Below are 21,022 nucleotides of genomic sequence, written 5' to 3' on the forward strand. Positions count from 1 at the left end.
AATTTATATTAACATAGTTATTTTATCATTTAATAGTAATAATTCAAAAGGATGTTATACTCAGTTATTCATACGAGAGGTCATTTTTCACAACATCTTCATACGTTTCTCTCTTAACAACTAATTTATCTACTCCATTTTCTACAAAGACAACTGCTGCATTAGGAATACGATTATAATGACTAGCCATCGAATAGCCATAAGCTCCCGTTGAAAATACTGCCAAAACATCTCCATGATCAACCTCTGGGACATCTAAATCCCAGATAAGCATATCACCTGATTCACAACATTTTCCTGCTACAGATACTTTATTGGAAACAGGAACATTCGCTTTATTTGCAACCACTGCCTCATATTTCGCCTGATATAATGCCGGTCTAATATTATCTGTCATACCTCCATCAACTGAAATATATTGACGTACTCCTGGTATATCTTTCATTGCTCCAATGGTATATAACGAAATCCCTGCGTTCCCTACAATCGCTCTACCTGGTTCAATCCAGATTTCCGGCATTGGCATATCCAGTGCTTTTGTGTGTTTTTCAACAGATTTAACTAATCCTTCAACATATACATGGTGTGGTAATGGTTTATCCTCTTTCGTATACCTGATACCAAATCCACCACCCAGATTTACAACTTCAGGCGTATAGTTGTAAATTGTCTTCCATTTTTCTAATTCACGAAATAGCATATCGACTGCTATTTCAAAACCTTCTGTTTCAAATATTTGCGAACCAATATGACAGTGAAGTCCTTTAAACTGAATGGAATCATAATTTTGTATAAGTTTAAAGGCTTCTTCTGCTTGTCCGTTTTGTAAGTCAAAACCAAATTTTGAATCTTCATTTCCTGTCATAATATATTCATGTGTATGTGATTCAACCCCTGGTGTAACTCGCATTAACACATCTATTTTTTCTTTGTTTTGTTTTGTTAAGGCGTCAATCAGTTTAATATCGTGAAAATTATCTACCACAATACAGCCAATTTTATTTTCTATTGCCATTGCAATTTCTTCTTGGCTTTTATTATTTCCATGAAGGTGAATTCTTTCTTTCGGAAATCCAGCTTGTAAAGCTGTGTATAATTCTCCTTCTGAAACAACGTCTAAACATAAATTCTCCTGTTTAGCAACTTGTAGCATTGCAATAGATGAAAATGCTTTACTTGCATAAGCAACTTTAGCTTTTACTCCAAGATTTTGAAACGTATTTACAAAGTCACGAGCATTTTGACGTATGATTGAAACGTCATATACATATAAAGGTGTGCCATATTTTTCTGCTAACTGTACCGTATCAATTCCACCTATCTCTAGGTGCCCGTTATCATTAACGGGAAATGGATGATAATTTGTAATCATAAAATATTCCCCCGAATGTTCAAATAAAATGAATAAAAACACTTTACCATATAGAAGCGGAAAAAAAAAGTGCTAACCATGTCAGTTAGCTCTTTTTTTTCGTTGGCTGTCTATAATTATTTTTTGGATGTACTACAATAGGTCTTTCATTAGCGTACGGTACTGGAATACGTAATAGAGTATGAACCATCGCTTTTGCATTAAAAGGAATGAACGGCCATAAATATGGAGTTTTTAATGATTTTAAATTAATTAGATACAACATATGAATAACAAAAGCTATTGCAAAACCTGGAACACCAAAGAAACCGACCGATAGAATCAAAAATATTCCCATTAACTTATTTGCAACACTCAATTCATAACTAGGAGTTACATAAGACCCGATGGCACTAACGGAAACATACAGAATCACTTCAGGACTAAGCATGCCTACATCAATGGCAATTTGTCCAATTAATACCGCTGCAATCAGTCCCATGGAAGTAGATAAGGGGGTCGGTGTATGAATAGCAGCCATCCGTAAAAACTCAATTCCGATTTCAGCTAAAATAATCTGGACCATAATAGGAATATTTCCTTCTTCGTTTGGCCCTATAAAGGATAATTCCTTTGGCAACAAGGTTGGGTCTAATACAAATAATAACCAAACAGGTAATAGATATAAGGAAGCAAATACACCAAGGTATCGAATTAATCGTATAAATGTCCCAATGGATGGAGTTTGTCGATACTCCTCCGCGTGTTGCATATGATGAAAAAACGTGGTAGGGATGATAATTACACTTGGTGATGTATCTACCATAACCAATACATGCCCCTCCAGTAAATGACTGGCAGCAACATCTGGCCTTTCTGTATACCTAACCAATGGATAATGATTCCATTTCCTTTCAATAAAAAACTCATCAACCGTTTTGTCAGCCATCGAAATACCATCTACATCAATTGTTTCAATCTTTTCCTTTATTATATTTATTAAGCCTTCATCAGCGATATCCTGCACATAACTTATACAAACATCTGTTTTAGAACGTTCACCGATTTTCAACATTTCGTGTCGCAATCTCTCATCTCGTATTCTTCTTCGAGTAAGTGCTGTATTCTCAATGATATTTTCAGTAAAACCATCTCTAGCGCCACGAATTACTTTTTCTGTATCTGGTTCTTGAGGAGTTCTACCTGGATAACTTCTAACATCTACTATTAATGCCTGGTCTTCTCCTTGTACGAATACAGCTACTAAACCTGAGAGAACTTGGTCCACCACTTCATCCATTGTTTCAACTGGATCTACTTGCTGGTGAACCAAACGATTATTTATAATTTCAGGTAGCTTCCGGTTATTACTTTCGAAATCATTGATTTCAATTATTTTCTTCATTAGTTCCTGTATAGTTGAAGTATCACATAAACCAGTTACATAATATATTTGTACTTTCTTTTTTAAAACAATAAGTTCACGAAAACCAACATCGAAAGATACTTCAAGTCCTAATTTTTCTTCCATATACTCTTGGTTTTTGGTTATATGTGCAGATACTGGAACTTTATTATTTGTTTTCTTACTCACTTGACTCCCTCGCTTTCCTTACAGCTTCACAAATATGGTCCATTGAAATAGTGAACCGATAACCTTGCCAAACATAATGGCCATCAGCAAAATAAGAAGACTTTTTTCTAATCGAATTCTTCTTGTTATGATTGGAAAAACATTGAGAACTTCGGTAAGAGCAGCTGCTAACAAACCATTAAAAATCCCGTGAAATAATCCCCAAATTATCAATAATAATACCGGATGCTTTAGATTGACTTCAGCAAAAGAAAGATAAGATCCAAACAGTAACCCCATAACGACACAAGCACTATATACTTTAATAAGCTTATAAGACTTGCTGAGTTGAATAAGTCTAGGAATAATTCCTAGAACCGTAATAAATGCTACAAAGCCACCGCCCACTGCAAGACCTCCACTGAAGCCAATTATGAGTTGCAATAAATTAATCAGCAGGTTTTCCAATATTCATCTTATTTTCTTTATGATTTAAGTAATTATCGAGGTCTTGTTGGTAATTAAATATTTCTACTTCAAGCGGACTTGGCTCCTCATTAAATCTTTTATTAAACCAATGATTAAAAAATAATAACGTTCCCAGTCCTAAACCAAAAGAATATGGTATTTGTATCCAGAGAGGGAATTCACTCTTTTCTCCTGTCAATAAATAGTGAAGCTTTTGATGTACTTCCTGCATACTGACATCGTAATGAAAGTTCATAATAGTCATGGATGTCCCGATAAATAACAAAATCCAGACACAAGTTATCACTAATATAGAGGATTTAGAATTTTTAGGTTGCATGACCCTTATAATCGTCTGATTTGTCCCCACTAGTTGAATCTCTACTGATTCGTGCAATCTAGTTAGGTGCTCTATGATTAAAATGCTGTCTATAACAACTAAATTTTTGTCTTTCTTTGTTATCCGATATATTGGTGTACGCTCTAATTTACTTTTTAAAGAAGAATCAGGTGTCGAAACATAAGCAATATCCTTTAAATATATTTCTCTCATTTCATGGAGATTAACATTCTTTTTCATTCTCAAATACACAACATTAGTCACAGGCAATCCCTTCCTTAATATTGTTACTGTGTATTTAGTATGAACCAAGAATGTCTTTTTTATGAGTGCCTGCTTTATAACGATTGAAACTTCTTTTATAATTTACTTCGCATAGTATATAGAGTTCTAATATCTTTAATTCAGAATACTACTTTGTCTCCGCTACGGAAATACACTACGCTTTCCGCGGGGAGCTGGTGAGCCTCCTTCGTGCTGAAAAGCGTGTGCGCCTGCGTCTTCCAGTAGTGCTTCGAAGCGGGCTTTCTCGGTGCAAGGGAACAAGGAAGTATATTCAAGTAGTCCCCTCACTACGCAGTCTCACCGATGCTCTTCTTCCCGCAGGACAAGGAACGATTCGGCAGCGAAACATCGCACGCAGAAAAAAGTGGTCTTCTTTTTTCAAAGAGTCACCGTGTATTTCCGCTTAGTTCCTGCTCTACCTAATTTTTACTAGAAAGATTCTGTATTCTAGAAGGACCAACTATCCTAAACGTAAAATTATGAAGTTTAGCTTTAAAAATATCTAGTGCATGTAATATAGCGGAGGCAGAATACGGAGACTCCTGCGGGAAAGCACGAGTCTGAAGACCCCGCAGCGGCGCTTTTTCCGCGAGGAGGCTGAAGCCGTGCCCGCGGAAAGCGGAGTATTCTGCCGGAGCGAATGACAGCAGAAAACATTCATAAGTGTAAGCGAGAGCTAACTATTCTGAATTAAATAAATCAGGAGTTTCTATCAATTCCGACACATTTAATAGCAACAATACTTAAGTATATAGTCTTATTACTCAAAAAATAAAATGACCACCTAACTGTTAGTATGAGTTAGGTGGTCATTTAACTTACTCATTAAATTGTCTTATGGATCCATATTAATTTTCATCTCTTTTAATATCTTTTTCTCAAGTCTGGATACCTGTACTTGAGAAATACCTAACCTTTCAGCTACTTCTGTTTGAGTTTGATCTTTATAATACCTCAAGAATATAATTAAACGCTCGCGTTCGCTGAGATTTTTTATAGCCTCTTGTAAAGTTAGTTTTTCAAACCATTTCGTATCTTGGTCTGCAATCTGGTCAAGCAAAGTAATTGGATCTCCGTCATTTTCAAATACAGTTTCGTGTATAGAATGTGGTGATTTCGATGCTTCTTGCGCATGAACCACTTCTTCGGGTGTAATTTCTAACGCTTCAGCTATCTCATTTACAGTAGGAGACCTACCAAATTGTTTCGTTAATTCATCTTTCTTTTTCCTTATCTTATTTCCGACTTCCTTTAATGAACGACTCACCTTCACACTGCCATCATCTCTAATGAAACGTTGAATTTCTCCAATAATCATTGGAACTGCATAGGTAGAAAATCTTACATCATAAGAGAGATCGAATTTATCAATGGATTTTATTAACCCAATACTCCCGATTTGAAACAGATCATCTGGATCATACCCTCTGTTAATAAAACGTTGGACAACAGACCAAACAAGTCGAATATTTCGCTCGACTAAAATATCACGCGCATCTTTATCACCTTGTTGACTTTGAAAAATATATTCTTTTACTTGTTCATCTGTTAAGGTCTCTTCACTTTTACTCTTTTTTACGTTTACATTCATCGGCATACTTCCTAATTATATACCGTCTTTGATTTTACAAGTTGCTTTTTCATACATAGCTTTGTTCCTTCAGTAGGCGAAGATGTCACCTTAACAGAGTCCATGAAGTTTTCAATTATGGTAAAACCCATTCCAGATCTTTCCAATTCGGGTTTGGATGTATAAAGTGGTTGTCTTGCTTTTTCGATATCACCAATGCCTATTCCGGTGTCTTGAATGATTAGTTCAATCTCACCATTATCAATTACACATTTAATTTTAATCTTATGATCAGGCTCGTTATTGTAACCATGGATAATCGCATTGGTTACTGCCTCTGAGACTACCGTTTTAATCTCTGTTAGTTCATCCATAGTAGGATCTAATTGTGTAATAAAAGCACCTACCGTAACCCTTGCAAATGCCTCATTCTCACTAATACTAGAAAATTCAACTACCATTTCATTTCTCATGAAGCCACCCCCAAAGTTTCTAATGCAAATGCTTCACTTTCTGCTAGTCTTACGATTTTAAACAGACCAGACATTTCAAACAAACGTTTGATTGATGGGGAGATGGAGCAAACAACCATCTCTCCTCCTAACTGCAGCACTTCTTTATACCTTCCCAAAATAACTCCTAAACCTGAACTATCCATGAATGTTACATGTTCTAGATTTAAAATAACATGCTTAATTGGGTTGGTATATATCATATCCTTCCATTTATCTCGTAAACTCTCCGCTTCATGATGATCTAATTCACCAGAAAGTCTAACAATTAACACATCTTCTTTTACATCAAACATTGAATGAAGCCCCATTTCATTTCCTCCTCACTTTGTTGTGTATATTTCTTTTTCTTTATAGAAAGGGCTAATTCCTGCTTTATGACAAAAGAAGTACTTATTCGCCTAAATTAGAAGATGTTCTTAATATTTCGCCATTTCTTGCAGTGTTCGCTTTAATAATGTAAAATACTTGGCATTCTTGACATCCTTTTCTACTGTTAAAGCTACTTTAGAAATAATTTCTTTGTCATTCTTAACGATAAGTGTACCGACTTCTTCCCCTTTACTGATTGGGAGTGTTAAATCTTCTTTTAGACTTATTTCAGTTGAGACATTTTCAGTCGATTCCCCTTTTTTATGTAAAGTGCTTACGGATTCTGGAACAATGACATCAATATTTTTATCTTCTGCTTTAATCATTTCTAAATTGGACACTACCTCATCTTTTTCAAACAGCTGGTGTGTTTCGTATTGATTAAAGGCAAAGTCTAGCATATTGGAAATAGTAGCATTTCTTTCTTTTGTTGTATCTGCTCCCATCACTACAGCTACAACGCGCATATCATTTTTTTCAGCAGTTGCCGTTAGACAATATTTCGCTTCATTTGTATAACCAGTTTTTAAGCCATCAACTCCCGGATAATGCCTTACTAATTTATTTGTATTAACTAACCAGAATTCGTTATCCTGACCTTTTCTTAAATAATCTTCGTATATAGATGTATAATTTGTTATCTCTTCATACTTTAGTAATTCTTTCGCAATCATTGCCATATCATAAGATGTACTGTAATGATCATCTACAGGTAAACCTGTAGTATTTTGAAACTTCGTATTTTTTAATCCAAGTTCTTTAACCTTATCATTCATTTTTTTTACAAAGGCTTCTTCGCTGCCAGAAATTCTTTCTGCTAAAGCGACACTTGCATCATTACCGGAAGCTACTGCTACACCTTTCAGTAAATCATCCACAGACATCTCTTCTCCTGCTTCCAGAAATATTTGTGAACCTCCCATAGAAGCAGCACGTTCACTTATACGGATCATTTCATCTTTTTTTAACTCCCCTTGATCAATTGCCTCCATAATTAGTACCAAAGTCATTAATTTAGTCATGCTAGCAGGAGGAAGTTTTTCATTTGCGTTTTTATCATAGAGAATGTTTCCTGTATCCCGCTCAATTAAAATGGCTGACTTAGCATCAGGTGCTAAGTTTACAGAGTCTTCCCCTTCTGTATTCTCTTCACCATAAACAGGAAAAGCTGCAGCTACTGATAGTGAAAATATCATGCTAACAATTAGTATATACTTTTTCATAGTTTTACCTCCAACACTCAATATAATTTTAGTTTTCCCATATCACGTTTGAAATATACTTTCGAAAAGAACAAAAATAGGCTAAAACAAAGCTATATTTTTACCATTTCTAAAGCTTGGAGTTATTATATTTGAACAAATGTAGGGTTAAGGTTGAAATGCAACACTCTATTAGAAAAGAGCCTTCTAAAAATATATATTAAGCGAACAGTTATAATTTCTGCTCAGACAAATTTATTTGGTGTACAGCAAATAATCCGAACTGTTGTACGAACAGTTCGGATATCATCTTGACAAAAAATGTTCCTGTATCTTTCCACCAATTATTCTCCGATAGTGTCATAAATTAGAGTTGGTTGGGTTACTTTTTCTGGTGATATAATTATATTATTATATAGTTTTTCTTCCACATCTTTTATTGATTCAGTGTTTGAATATACAGTAAGAAGCGATTCACCTTTTTGCACTTGATCACCAATTTTCTTTTTCAAAACAATTCCTACAGCTAAATCTATTTCAGATTCTTTCGTAGCTCTTCCAGCACCGAGCATCATCGCTGCTGTACCAACTTCATCCGCTACCATTTCCGAAATAAACCCAGAAAATTTTGCAGGTAACTCTATTTCATGAGTTGTTGTGGGAAGCATATTTGGATTGTCCACTACACTGGAATCCCCGCCTTGGGACTCAAGAAATATTTTAAATTGTTCCAGTGCTCTACCATTGCTAATATTTTCTTCTAATAATGATCTGGCCTCAGCAGCATTTTTGGCTTTATTTGCTAGCACCACCATTTGGCTACCTAATGTAAGGCATAGTTCTGTTAAATCTTCTGGTCCTTCTCCTTTTAATGTATCAATAGCTTCTTTCACCTCTAGCGCATTCCCTATGGCAAAACCCAGTGGTTGATTCATATCAGATATAATAGCTATCGTTCTCCTCCCAACTTGTTCCCCAATAGCAACCATAGCTTTTGCCAACTCTCTAGAATCGTCCTGTTTTTTCATAAACGCGCCTGAACCTGTTTTTACATCTAGAACAATTGCATCTGCTCCGGATGCAATTTTTTTACTCATAATCGAACTGGCAATCAACGGTATGGAATTTACGGTTGCAGTAACATCCCTAAGACCATAAAGTTTTTTATCAGCTGGTGTTAGATTTCCTGTTTGACCAACCACTGCAACTTTATTTTTATTTACTAGGCGAATAAACTCTTCACTTGTAATTTAAATCCAGGTACTGATTCTAACTTATCAATGGTACCACCCGTGTGCCCTAGCCCTCTTCCACTCATTTTGGCGACTGGAACTCCACATGATGCTACTAATGGTGCAAGGATTAATGTAGTGGTGTCTCCCACCCCACCGGTTGAATGTTTATCCACTTTAATACCTTCGATTGCTGAGAGATCAATCTTATCTCCGGATTCAACCATTGCTTGAGTTAAACTTGCACGTTCTTCTTCTGTCATGTCTTGAAAATAAATAGCCATTAATAATGCACTGACTTGATAATCCGGAATATCACCTTTTGTGTATCCATTAACAAAGAATTCTATTTCCTTTGCTGATAAGTTTTCTCCGTTTCGCTTTTTCTCAATAATGTCATACATTCTCATGCTTGTCACACACCTCATTTCTTAATCTGTTCATATGGGATTATAATTGGGATTTCTATTTCTTCCGCAAGAACGCCTAAGCCTGGTCCTAATCTTAAACCGATTTTTGAAGAACGAGATTATTTATACGTTATAAAGTTTCTTGCTTCTGTAATCCAAGATTTTTCCATATTCCTCCACCTCTCTACTTAATGTCCTTTAAGAAACTTGTGCCATAATCAGGCATTTTAGTTTGAAAATTATCAGCTATTGTTGCTCCTATATCTGCAAAAGTTTTCCGAATCGGTAGATGGTTCCCTTCTTTTATACGATTATGATATACAAGGAGTGGAACAAATTCTCTTGTATGATCGGTACCATGGTGTGTAGGATCGTTTCCGTGATCTGCAGTAATAATTAATAAATCATCTTCCTTAAGCAGCTCTAAAACTTCTGGTAATCGCCTATCATATTCTTCCAATGCTTTACCATAACCTACTGGATCACGACGATGTCCATATTTAGCATCAAAGTCAACTAAGTTTAAGAAGCTAAGACCTGTGAACTCCTTTTTCATTGATTCTATTAATTTGGTCATTCCGTCATCATTATTGACAGTTCTAACTGCTTCTGTAACTCCCTCTCCATCATAAATATCCGATATTTTACCTAAAGCAATTACATCAAAATTACTATCTTTCAATTCATTCATAACTGTTCTATCAAAAGGTTTTAAAGCATAATCATGACGATTAGAAGTGCGCTCAAATGATCCAGCCTGCCCAATGAATGGACGGGCAATAACTCGACCAACCATATATTTTTCATCAAGTGTTAATTTACGAGCGTATTCACAAATATCATATTGTTCTTCTATTGGAATAACCTCTTCATGAGCAGCAATTTGTAATACAGAATCTGCTGATGTATATACAATTAAAGCACCAGTTTTTATATGTTCTTCACCTAATTCTTCAATAATCGCTGTACCTGAAGCAGGTTTATTTCCAATTACTTTACGCCCTGTTTTTGCTTCTAGATTATCAATTAACTCTTTAGGAAAGCCATCTGGAAATGTTCGAAACGGCTGCTCTATATTTAAACCCATGATTTCCCAATGTCCTGTCATTGTATCTTTCCCATTTGAAGCTTCTTGCATCTTGGTATAATGCGCTTTTGGTTTCTCTGCTTTATCAATACCCTGAATTTCACGGATATTACTTAAACCCAAGTTTCCCATATGAGGCATGTGAAGACCGTTCATCCGTTCAGCAATATGGCCTAAAGTATCTGCTCCTTTATCATCAAATTTTTCTGCGTCTGGGGCCTCACCAACACCAACAGAGTCCATGACTATTAAAAAAATCCGCTTAAATTTATCCATAATAAAAAACCTCCCAAATATTATATTCCCTATCCTAAGAGGATATATGTAATATAATATAGGAGATTTTCATATATCTTGAATATTAGTTATAATTGTTACCATTCGACATATTCAACACAACTCGAATCGCTCATTATTGTGGTATTAGATTGTGGTATTAGATTTGAGATGTAGGGTCTATTGACTTCCGGTTTGGGCAGTCCTGCACACCTTAGTGAATTAGGACATGAAGTGCAAGCTAAGCTCTAGGATGATATGTTTTATACATATCTTTTAATCTAGTTTTCGTAACATGAGTATAAATCTGCGTAGTTGATATGTCCTCATGTCCTAGCATTTCCTGTACTATCCGTAAATCTGCACCATTCTCTAATAAGTGTGTAGCAAAGGAATGCCTTAATGTATGCGGGGTAATCTTTTTGTTAATTCCGGCATCTAGTGCAATCTTTTTTAGTACTTTCCAAAATCCCTGTCTAGATAAGGGCCTGCCATGCTGATTAACAAATAAGATATTAGTCGTATTGTTTTTTACAAGTTTATTTCTTGCGGTCTGTATATATAAATCGATTGCTTTAATAGCAACTTCTCCAATAGGTACAATTCGTTCTTTGGATCCCTTGCCGAAACACTGAACGAATCCCATTTCCAAGTGTAAATCACTCACATTTAAGGTAATCAGTTCACTTACGCGAAGTCCTGTGGCATACATCAATTCAAACATTGCTTTATTTCGAATAGATAAGGGTGAATTAGTATGTATAGAAAGAAGTGCTTCTATCTCTGATTGAGATAAAACATCTGGAAGTTTTCTTTCTTTTTTTGGTTTTTCAACATGTAGACTGGCGTCCTGATGAACAATTTGCTCGCGTACCAAAAATTGATGAAAAGAACGTATAGAAGATATATGCCTTGATATGGTGGCACTAGATTTCCCACTATCTTTCAGCATATAGAGAAAACTTATAATATCGTTACGGCTAACTATGTCCCAGGATGATTTCTGAACTTCTTTTGCAATATAATAAGTATACTCTTTTAAATCACGTTCATATGATTTCAAGGTGTTGTCTGATAGTCCTTTCTCAATTCGTAAAAAATGCATATAATCTTCCATTGCATTATTTAGCATGTTCTATTCCCCTAATCTAAAAAATAGATTTATTTTCTCTAAAACATCTTCATCTGAGTTAAATACTTTTACAGATGGCCCTTCAGGCTGATCATATTTGTGGTAATTTTCATATTCTGCATGCATCATTTTTAAACCAAAATAAAATAAGCATGTACAAATAGAAAAAATCACAAAAACTTTTATCGTATCCCATACTAATTGTTTCATATGGCATATCTCCTCTAAAAATAGTAGTTTCCTACTTTAAAGATATGCCAAAATCAAATCACATTATACATGTAGTTCTTTAGAAATTTAAAATTCTGCTAATTAAATGTAACCTTTTGTATTTGTTTTCGTCAGATTTGTTTAATCCGCAGTCTATAGAAAATATGAAATAAATGCATGTTACAAAAAGCCATAATCTTTCTGAAAAGAACCTAAAAATAAAAACCCTTTTTCAAATGAAAAAAGCGGGTTTTTAGGTTCCTTTTATTCGGTTGCCTTAACCGCAGCTGTCTGACATTGTTTACATACACCATGAAAGGTTAAACGGTGATCCTTTACTTGAAATCCCCAATCTTTTTGTACGATTCTCTCTACATCTTCTAATAAGTCATTTTCAATTTCTTCAACTGATCCACATTCTATACATACAAGATGGTGATGAAAATGTTTTGCTCCTTCTTTACGTAAATCATAGCGAGAGACACCATCACCAAAATTTATTTTATCAACGATTTTCAATTCTGATAAAAGCTCTAACGTACGATAAACAGTTGCTAAACCTATTTCTGGTGCTTTTTCTTTAACTAATAAATAAACATCCTCTGCACTGAGATGGTCTTCTTCACGTTCCAGTAAAACACGGACGGTTGCTTCTCTTTGCGGTGTTAGTTTATAACTTTGTGAATGCAGCTGTTTTTTAATTCGCTCAATCCGATGTTCCATAACACGTCGCTCCCCTCGTACCATCTTCTTTATTATATGCACTGTTAAAACCACTGTCAAAAATATTACTAGATTTTATTTATAATAATTATAACCTAATTTACATTATTGATAAAACGATCGAATTAATGCAGACATCGATCCGTTAGCTACATATGCTTCAATACCTGATGCAAGCATGGATGCGAGTAATAATATCGAAAATGTTAACATGTATTTTCCAAAGGGCTGGAAAATAGGACCTGTGGGCCTTCTCGAAAATAATTTATTTAATAATCTTAACGAGAAAACCATTGATAGGGTTCCAGCGATAATGTAAATGGGGATGATAATAAGATTTTGTGGTGCTATTGATAATGCTGAAAGAAAAAGCCCTTTTAAACCAAGTTGATTAACCAGAAAACCGACAGAAAAACCAACAACCAATCCTTTAACATAAAGTAATATCCAAACTATCGGAAGCCCTATTACTGATAATCCTAGTAAAAATAATAGACTAAGGTATTTAGCATGGTAAAGAAAACTTTCTTTTAAGATTAGGATGTTATCAATAGCATGACCATCCACTATTTGATTAAAAAAACGTTCCAAATAGAAAAATAGTTCCTGTTTTTGCACGAAATTCATACTATTAACTATTATAGCACCAAATATAATTCCCGTTAAAAATAAAATGGTCATAAATAAGTAAATAATAGCATGATCTTTTACATGATTTATAATGTCAGTTCTGTTGTTATTATACATCGGAATCCTCCATTCAAAGATGATACTTATATTAAAAACTATGAAGAATTCCGATTGAAAATACCAAAAACTATATTTTTTTCTACTTAAATAGAAATTCTATTCGTATGTAACACTTCCATATTTTCCGCCACCACCTGCTTTTACCATAAGTTTCCCTTCTCTCATAGCAATGATAGAACGTGCTAGTTTTTCTGGGACAACCTCCAATAATTCATTTAATGAAGCATGATGAATAACATTCATCTCTGTCTTAAATCGGTGTAACAATTTTTGAAATGTCTTAGGTCCAAGTGATGGTAAATATTCAAGTGGAACCTGATATAAGTATGGAGGTCTTTTTCTTTCAACCTGTGTTGCATCGGCCAATTCTTGAATTCTGTCGAACACGCCCTTGATGATTTTTTTTGAACCACAGTTTGAACATACTCTTTTTTCTGGAGACAGATGCTTTAAACATTCATTACAAACAGTGGTGTGGTATTTTCCCAACCTTGGGTCCATCCCATAATTTCGTATTATTCCTCTTCCTTCAACCTCATGGAGCGCCCAATAAAACTCCTTAAAAGATGGTTCTTTCATTGCTATTTCCTGGTATTCACGGGCTATTTTCGCTAAGGAATGTGCATCGGAGTTGGTTACAAATGAATAATCATGAAGTTCCGTTATCTGGTCTGCCATATAGGTATCCGAACTAAGCCCTAATTCAATTCCATCTATTAAATCATGATCAAAAACTTCTTGAAGTGACTTATTTACTCCTTTTCCAAACAAACTTTTAAAAGGTGTAAAAACATGTGCTGGGATAAATAAGCCTTCTAATTCTTTCACCTTATATTGTAATTCCTTGGCAGTCCCATAGTACCTTTGAGAACTAAGGGTAATATTCTTCATTTTTAAAGTTAGCCATTCTGAAAAGTAAGCTATATACTCCAATTTAGGGAAAAAACAGAGAACATGAATTGGACCTTTACAGTTTTCGTCATAGATTTCTATTTCCGAACCTAAAAGCAATGTTACCTCTTCAAATCGAATCCCACCCTCAGCAAGTTCGTATGCTTGACCTGCTAAAATAAGATTCTTAATTTCCTGCTGCACTGCAGGCGCATGACAATCAATGACTCCGATTAAATCTAACCCTTTATTTCTACTGGATTCTTTTAATATATTTGTTAATGTTAAGCTTTTTGCTCCAGTTATCTTAACTGGTTTATTATACATATCACGTCCAATATGAATATGCATATCTGCAAAAAATGAGTTCAAGCGATTACCTTCCTTCTAATGCATGTAGGTATAGAACTGCATAATTGGTTTTAGCATCATGAATACGTTCTTCTTCTACATATTGTTTCGCCTCATCTAATGTTAATTCAACAATTTCAACAAATTCATCGTCATCACCAGGTTGAGGTTCATCCAATTTCACAAGATCATCTGTAATGTAAATATGTAATAATTCATTTGCAAAGCCCGGGGAGGAATAAAAGGAAGTCACAAATGACAAGCTGTTGGTTGTATATCCTGTTTCCTCTTCTAATTCACGAACCGCAGCAACTAACGGGTTTTCTCCACGTTCAAGTTTACCAGCAGGTATCTCTACTAATGATTTTTCCAGTGGTTTGCGATACTGTTCAACAAAGACAATTTTATTATCTTTAGTTATTGGAATAACAGCCACCGCACCAGGATGCTTAATAATCTCACGTTTGGATGTTTTCCCGTTCGGTAATTGTACTTCATCTATCTGTAACTGAACAATTTTTCCATTAAATATTTCTTCTGTTTTCACTGTCTTTTCTTCAAACTTCTTCATATTAAACTCCTTTAGTAATTCAACTCTTTTAAAATTTTCTTTTATTTTATCATAATATGTCACTTAAATCAGTGAGAAGAATCATATTGATTTCTTCCTGTCATTGAATATATTAAGATAGGTATACGTATGAATGACTTATTGGAGGGATAGGATGAAGAAAAATCGATTAGGAAAATCTGATATAAATATTTCGGAGCTTACACTTGGTTGTATGTCTCTTGGAACAGATAAGAAAAATGCTACGAAAATCATTGATGCAGCTCTGGATAAAGGAATTAATCATTTAGATACGGCTGACTTATACGACTTCGGACTGAATGAAGAGATGATTGGTGAAATCATTCATAATAAAAGAAAAAATATTATTTTAACTACAAAAGTAGGAAACCATTTTAATCCATATGAAAAAGATTGGTTCTGGGATCCTTCAAAAAAATATATATTACATCAAGTAAAAGAAAGTTTGCGCAGATTAAAAACCGATTATATTGACTTTTATATGTTACATGGGGGTACCATTGATGACCCTATACCAGAAACCATTGAAGCATTTGAACAATTAAAACAAGAAGGTATTATCCGAGCTTATGGCATTTCTTCTATACGACCGAATGTAATTCGTGAGTATGTTAAACACTCAACAATAGATGCTGTCATGATGCAGTATAGCTTGTTAGATCGCCGACCAGAGGAAGAAATATTGGACCTCTTACATAAACATCAGATAAGTGTATTAGCAAGAGGTCCCTTGGCAAAAGGATTAGTAAGCAATCATGCTAAAGCTCAGATCACAAAAAAAGGCAAAAAAGGTTATCTAAATTATACGCATAATGAGTTACTAACCTTATCTGAACAGCTGGAAACATTAGGTGGTGGAGATACATACACTAAAAATGAATTAGCTTTAAAATATGTACTACACCACCCAGTTGTTGCCAGTGCGGTTTTTGGTGCTAGTACCGTTGAACAAATTAATGAAAACACGAACATAAAGCTATCTGAGACTTTACCCGCCGAAATCTATCATAAGCTGCAACACCTAACGAAACCAATTATCTATGACAAGCATAAATGACTAGAACGAATCACACCCCCATTTTTTTTGGGAAACAAAAAAATAGGTTGATACCGTTGTGTCAACCTATCTCATAATTATTCCTTTACAAAATACTTTGCTGTGGTATGAATGGATTTAACATTTCATCAGGGCTAGATAATCGAAATGTTCCATTTATAATATCCAACTTTATATCCTGGTTAAAGAAAACAGCCTGTTGTTTTGAAATGATTGTTGGAAATGAATCATTAAGTACATCCTGATGATAGTCTGATTTTTCATCCGTTAATCGAATAGTAGGCATCCCATTCACACCACAACCACAGTCATCTACATCATACCAAAGAAGCAAGTAAGATCTATCTTGACTATTTATTTCCTTTAGCATTTCATTCGCTTCAGGAGTTATTGTTAATTTCATGTAAACACCACCTTTTTATATTTTATCATGCTATTGAAAGATTAGAAAATATGGTGATTCACTTACGTGAGGTGAAAAAAGATATGGCCACAAGCATATTTGCCCATCGGGGAGCAAGTAAGTATGCTCCTGAAAATACTTTACCAGCTTTCGACTTAGCATATAAAATGAAAGCTAATGGTATTGAAACGGACGTTCAATTAACCAAAGACAATATTCCTATTATTATTCATGATGAAAAACTAAACCGAACTACAAACGGAATTGGTTTTGTTAATGAACTCACACTTTCAGAAATTAAAAAACTAGATGCTGGCAGCTGGTTTAGCAAGAAGTATTCAAACACTAGGTTACTCACTTTGGAAGAGCTATTAGAATGGATAAAACATAAACCATTATACTTAAATATTGAACTGAAAAATAATAAAATAGATTATAAGAATTTGGAACAGATGGTATTTGATATGCTAGAAAATTATCATTTACTTGAGAGGACTATACTCTCTACTTTTAATCCCAACAGTGTAGCAAGAATGAAAGAGATGAATCATTTAACAGGTATCGCATTCCTTACTTCTAAACGGAATAAAAATCTGGTAGATGATGCAAAGAAATTAGGAGCAAATGCTTTACATATAAAATATAAATTATTGAATCAAGCGTTCGTGCAAAAATGTCATCAGGAAAATATGAACGTACGTGTATATACTATTAATAAAGTTCCATCCATGAAACGCTGCTTCGATTATGATTGTGATGGTATTTTTACAGATGTACCTGATATAGCGGTTAAGTATAATGGATCATACTATTAGGAGGATTTTATGGCTAAGTTATTTTCACCCTATCATATTAAAAATGTTACATTAAAAAATAGAGTTGTTATGTCACCAATGTGCATGTATTCATCTTCAAATGAAGATGGAATGTTAACACCATTTCATCTAACTCATTATACTTCAAGAGCCCTTGGACAAGTGGGGTTAATTATAACGGAGGCTACAGCAGTGCAGCCAGAAGGTAGAATTTCCCTACAAGATTTAGGGATTTGGTCTAATAATCACATTGAAGGATTTAAACAACTGAATAACCAAATACATTCGTACGGCAGTAAATCTGGGATACAACTTGCACACGCTGGGAGAAAAGCAAGATTAAACTCTACTTCTATCTATGCCCCATCTCCTATTCCGTTTAATGATAAATCCAAACAGCCTACAGAGATGACTAAAGATGACATTATAAAGACGATTAAAGCTTTTAAAGAAGCCGCTAGAAGAGCACGAGAAGCACAGTTTGATATCATTGAAATTCATGCTGCGCATGGGTATTTAATTAATGAGTTTTTATCTCCATTAACCAATAAACGAAGTGATCAATATGGTGGAGAGAGAGAAGGTCGTTTCCTATTCTTAAAAGAAGTTATCGAAGCAGTTAAACTAGAGTGGACTGGCCCATTGTTTGTACGAATCTCAACAAACGAGTATGATAAAAGCGGTAATACATTTGAAGACATTTTGTATTTCACACAACAATTAAAGAGTTTAGGTGTTGATTTAATTGACTGCAGTTCGGGCGGTGTCATCGAGACATCCATCAATACCTACCCAGGATATCAATTAAACCGCTGTGAAAGAATTAAAAATGATACTGATATAAACACTGGAGCGGTCGGCTTGATAACATCAGGGCTGCAAGCTGAAGAAATATTGCAAAACGATCGCGCAAATCTTGTCTTTATCGGTCGTGCACTACTTAGAAATCCATATTGGGCAAAAGCAGCAGCTGAGGAACTACGAGAAGAAATTGAAATACCTAAACAATATAAGCGAGGTTGGAAATAATGGAACTACTTTTTCTAGGGACTGGAGCTGGTATACCATCTAAAGAAAGAAATGTTACTGCTATTGCTTTATCCCTTTTGCAGGAGATAAATAGTATATGGTTATTTGATTGTGGAGAAGCTACCCAACATCAAATTTTACATACTTCAATAAAACCTAGAAAAGTAAATAAAATATTTATTACTCATTTACACGGAGATCATATTTTTGGGTTACCTGGTTTCCTAAGCAGCCGTTCATTTCAAGGTGGAAATGAAGAACTCATCATCTATGGACCAAAGGGAATCAAAGACTATGTAAAAACAAGCCTTGAGTTAAGTGCATCTCACTTAACCTATCCCCTATCTTTTGTTGAGGTCGAAGAGGGACAAATAGTCGATGAAGAACACTTTGAAGTTCATGCAAGGAAACTTGATCATGGAATTGATAGTTATGGATATCGAATTATAGAAAAGAATAAACCAGGCGAATTACTTGTCTCAAAATTAGTGGAAATGAATGTAATGCCAGGACCTATCTATAAGCAAATCAAAGAGAATTCTATGGTTACATTAGAAGATGGGACAATCATTTATCGAGAGAATTTTATAGGCCCTGAAAAAAAAGGAAGGATAGTGACAATTCTAGGAGATACAAGATACCAAAAAGAACATCAAGAATTTGTTGCAGATTCTGACGTTCTGGTTCACGAAGCTACATTCGAACATGAAAAAGCTAACCTGGCATATGAATATTTCCATTCTACTACCACACAAGCAGCAACATTAGCCAATAACAGTAATGTGATTCGCTTGATTCTAACACATATTTCTTCTCGGTACCAAAAAGATAACAACCAGAAACTATTAGAGGAAGCAAAAAAGATTTTCCCAAATACGAGTGTAGCGACGGACTTCACGAATATAATAATAGAATAATTTAGAAGAGGAGAACTTTTTATGGAAACAACGGAAAGAATTGTTGCGAATTCACGTTCGTATTTTCTTCATGGCAATACCGTATCCTTTGAGTTTCGTAAAAAACAACTGGTAAATCTTAAGGATATGATAAAAAAACATGAATCATCTATTTACAGAGCATTAAAAAGAGATTTAAATAAATCTAGACATGAAGCATTTACTACTGAAATCGGCTTTCTTTACAATGAGATAGATTTTACTTTAAAAAACTTAGGGAATTGGATGGAACCAGAAAAGGTTGCAAGTCCAATTACTCATAAAGGGACAAAAAGTTACATTATGAAAGAACCATATGGTGTAGCTCTTGTAATTTCACCATGGAACTATCCATTACAATTAGCCCTTGCCCCTGTAATTGGAGCAATCGCTGCTGGGAACTCTATCGTTTTAAAACCATCAGAGCATTCCAAAGCGACTTCTTCCCTTTTATCCAAAATGATTAGTGAAACTTTTGACAGTTCTTTTTTCACCGTTATAGAGGGTGGTATTGAGGTAACAACTGAATTGCTAAAACAAAAATTTGATACTATTTTCTTTACAGGAAGTACGAAAGTTGGCAAGATTATTATGAGAGAAGCGAGTAATCATTTAACTCCTGTAACATTAGAACTAGGTGGAAAAAGCCCTGCTATTGTAGATATAGATTCTAATATTAACTTAGCGGCCAAAAGAATTGTTTGGGGTAAATTTACAAATGCCGGTCAGACTTGTGTTGCCCCAGATTATGTGTATGTTCATGACAAAGTCAAGTTTAAGTTTTTAAAGGCAGTCAAAAAATATATTCGTTCCTTTTATAGTAAAGATCCATTAAAGAATAATGATTATACCAAGATTATTAATGAAAAACATTTTGATCGACTACTAGGATTTTTAGAGGACGGAGAAATCTTGCATGGCGGTGGAACTAATAGAGAGACACTTATGATGGAGCCTACAGTTTTAGATAAAATATCATGGCAAGATTCAGTGATGCAAGAGGAAATTTTTGGACCTATTCTACCAATCTTAAGTTTCACGAATCTCGAAGATGCTCTTTATAAGATAAAAATGAGTGATAAACCATTAGCACTTTATTATTTTGGCGAAGATAATCACACGCAGCAACAAGTTATCGAATATGTACCATTTGGTGGAGGTTCGATTAATGATACCCTCTATCACTTGGCGAACCCTCATTTACCATTTGGAGGAGTTGGGAATAGTGGGATGGGATCGTATCATGGAAAATACAGCTTTGAAGCATTCTCCCACCAGAAAAGTGTACTAAAACAGACAACTAAATTTGATATGCCATTCCGCTATCCCGGAGGTAAACTATCCGAGTCCATTGCTAAAACCATGATGAAATGATAAGAAACCATTTTAAATTGGCTCTCGCTTTTCCACTTAATGTGCTTTCATTCTTTCCGGCAGAATACTTATGCTCTTGAGA

Annotated in this window: 21 protein-coding genes and 1 pseudogene; 5 read left to right on the forward strand and 17 right to left on the reverse strand. The window is 34.7% G+C overall.

Translation table 11 applies throughout. The annotated features are described in order from the left end of the window. Window positions 1–64: 64 nt before the first annotated feature. The 16 genes and pseudogenes from lysA to D8M06_RS02670 all read right to left on the reverse strand — a co-directional run bounded on the left by lysA (window position 65) and on the right by D8M06_RS02670 (window position 15,306). A complete protein-coding gene (gene lysA, locus D8M06_RS02590) occupies window positions 65–1,372 on the reverse strand; it encodes a diaminopimelate decarboxylase (RefSeq protein WP_121202787.1) in 1,308 nt (435 codons plus the stop codon). Between the two features lie 85 nt (window positions 1,373–1,457). Further along, window positions 1,458–2,882, reverse strand: coding sequence for a spore germination protein (locus tag D8M06_RS02595; protein WP_121203084.1), 1,425 nt, complete (start codon window positions 2,880–2,882; stop codon window positions 1,458–1,460). A gap of 81 nt (window positions 2,883–2,963) precedes the next feature. Beyond that, window positions 2,964–3,395 carry a stage V sporulation protein AB gene (locus D8M06_RS02600; protein WP_121202788.1) on the reverse strand — a complete coding sequence of 144 codons (432 nt, stop codon included), beginning with the start codon at window positions 3,393–3,395 and terminating at the stop codon, window positions 2,964–2,966. Then, window positions 3,373–3,996: a stage V sporulation protein AA gene (locus tag D8M06_RS02605; protein ID WP_121202789.1), complete on the reverse strand. Its 624-nt coding sequence runs from the start codon at window positions 3,994–3,996 to the stop codon at window positions 3,373–3,375. The genes D8M06_RS02600 and D8M06_RS02605 overlap by 23 nt, the downstream gene beginning before the upstream one ends. 856 nt (window positions 3,997–4,852) lie before the next feature. Further along, window positions 4,853–5,608 carry an RNA polymerase sporulation sigma factor SigF gene (sigF, locus tag D8M06_RS02610; RefSeq protein ID WP_121202790.1) on the reverse strand — a complete coding sequence of 252 codons (756 nt, stop codon included), beginning with the start codon at window positions 5,606–5,608 and terminating at the stop codon, window positions 4,853–4,855. 11 nt (window positions 5,609–5,619) lie between these two features. Next, on the reverse strand, window positions 5,620–6,060 hold the full coding sequence (gene spoIIAB, locus D8M06_RS02615; protein WP_121202791.1) for an anti-sigma F factor: 441 nt from the start codon (window positions 6,058–6,060) through the stop codon (window positions 5,620–5,622). Continuing rightward, entirely contained in the window at window positions 6,057–6,410 is a 354-nt protein-coding gene (spoIIAA, locus tag D8M06_RS02620; RefSeq protein ID WP_121202792.1) for an anti-sigma F factor antagonist, read from the reverse strand. The genes spoIIAB and spoIIAA overlap by 4 nt, the downstream gene beginning before the upstream one ends. Window positions 6,411–6,518: 108 nt before the next feature. Then, window positions 6,519–7,694 carry a D-alanyl-D-alanine carboxypeptidase family protein gene (locus tag D8M06_RS02625; protein ID WP_121202793.1) on the reverse strand — a complete coding sequence of 392 codons (1,176 nt, stop codon included), beginning with the start codon at window positions 7,692–7,694 and terminating at the stop codon, window positions 6,519–6,521. 323 nt (window positions 7,695–8,017) lie between these two features. After that, window positions 8,018–9,315: pseudogene (locus D8M06_RS02630) on the reverse strand (pyrimidine-nucleoside phosphorylase). 184 nt (window positions 9,316–9,499) lie between these two features. After that, a complete protein-coding gene (gene deoB, locus D8M06_RS02640; RefSeq protein WP_121202794.1) occupies window positions 9,500–10,678 on the reverse strand; it encodes a phosphopentomutase in 1,179 nt (392 codons plus the stop codon). Window positions 10,679–10,919: 241 nt separating this feature from the next. Beyond that, a complete protein-coding gene (gene xerD / locus D8M06_RS02645) occupies window positions 10,920–11,810 on the reverse strand; it encodes a site-specific tyrosine recombinase XerD (RefSeq protein ID WP_121202795.1) in 891 nt (296 codons plus the stop codon). A gap of 3 nt (window positions 11,811–11,813) precedes the next feature. After that, window positions 11,814–12,020: a YqzK family protein gene (locus tag D8M06_RS02650; protein WP_121202796.1), complete on the reverse strand. Its 207-nt coding sequence runs from the start codon at window positions 12,018–12,020 to the stop codon at window positions 11,814–11,816. A 264-nt stretch (window positions 12,021–12,284) separates the two neighbouring features. After that, window positions 12,285–12,743, reverse strand: coding sequence for a ferric iron uptake transcriptional regulator (gene fur / locus D8M06_RS02655; protein ID WP_121202797.1), 459 nt, complete (start codon window positions 12,741–12,743; stop codon window positions 12,285–12,287). A gap of 105 nt (window positions 12,744–12,848) precedes the next feature. Next, entirely contained in the window at window positions 12,849–13,490 is a 642-nt protein-coding gene (gene spoIIM / locus D8M06_RS02660; RefSeq protein WP_121202798.1) for a stage II sporulation protein M, read from the reverse strand. A gap of 99 nt (window positions 13,491–13,589) precedes the next feature. After that, window positions 13,590–14,756, reverse strand: a complete 1,167-nt coding sequence (locus tag D8M06_RS02665; RefSeq protein WP_121202799.1) for an endonuclease Q family protein — start codon at window positions 14,754–14,756, stop codon at window positions 13,590–13,592. Between the two features lie 4 nt (window positions 14,757–14,760). Beyond that, complete coding sequence (locus D8M06_RS02670; protein ID WP_121203085.1) at window positions 14,761–15,306, reverse strand: NUDIX hydrolase; 546 nt, start codon at window positions 15,304–15,306, stop codon at window positions 14,761–14,763. Window positions 15,307–15,460: 154 nt separating this feature from the next. On the opposite strand from D8M06_RS02670, the gene D8M06_RS02675 reads away from it, so the two are divergent. Then, on the forward strand, window positions 15,461–16,384 hold the full coding sequence (locus tag D8M06_RS02675) for an aldo/keto reductase (protein ID WP_121202800.1): 924 nt from the start codon (window positions 15,461–15,463) through the stop codon (window positions 16,382–16,384). Window positions 16,385–16,469: 85 nt separating this feature from the next. Here D8M06_RS02675 and D8M06_RS02680 read toward each other — a convergent pair whose 3' ends face one another. Beyond that, window positions 16,470–16,787 carry an iron-sulfur cluster biosynthesis family protein gene (locus D8M06_RS02680; RefSeq protein WP_121202801.1) on the reverse strand — a complete coding sequence of 106 codons (318 nt, stop codon included), beginning with the start codon at window positions 16,785–16,787 and terminating at the stop codon, window positions 16,470–16,472. An 83-nt stretch (window positions 16,788–16,870) separates the two neighbouring features. Between D8M06_RS02680 and D8M06_RS02685 the strand changes: the two genes are divergently transcribed. The 4 genes from D8M06_RS02685 to D8M06_RS02700 are packed head-to-tail and all read left to right on the forward strand — an operon-like array spanning window position 16,871 to window position 20,940. After that, complete coding sequence (locus D8M06_RS02685) at window positions 16,871–17,602, forward strand: glycerophosphodiester phosphodiesterase family protein (protein WP_121203086.1); 732 nt, start codon at window positions 16,871–16,873, stop codon at window positions 17,600–17,602. Between the two features lie 9 nt (window positions 17,603–17,611). Further along, window positions 17,612–18,631 (forward strand): NADPH dehydrogenase NamA, encoded by a 1,020-nt coding sequence (gene namA, locus D8M06_RS02690; RefSeq protein ID WP_121202802.1) that lies wholly within the window; start codon window positions 17,612–17,614, stop codon window positions 18,629–18,631. Then, a complete protein-coding gene (rnz, locus tag D8M06_RS02695) occupies window positions 18,631–19,548 on the forward strand; it encodes a ribonuclease Z (RefSeq protein WP_121202803.1) in 918 nt (305 codons plus the stop codon). The genes namA and rnz overlap by 1 nt, the downstream gene beginning before the upstream one ends. A 21-nt stretch (window positions 19,549–19,569) precedes the next feature. After that, window positions 19,570–20,940, forward strand: a complete 1,371-nt coding sequence (locus D8M06_RS02700) for an aldehyde dehydrogenase (RefSeq protein WP_121202804.1) — start codon at window positions 19,570–19,572, stop codon at window positions 20,938–20,940. Window positions 20,941–21,022 lie beyond the last annotated feature (82 nt).

The organism is Oceanobacillus halophilus (assembly GCF_003628505.1).
Classification (GTDB): Bacteria; Bacillota; Bacilli; order Bacillales; family Amphibacillaceae; genus Oceanobacillus; species Oceanobacillus halophilus.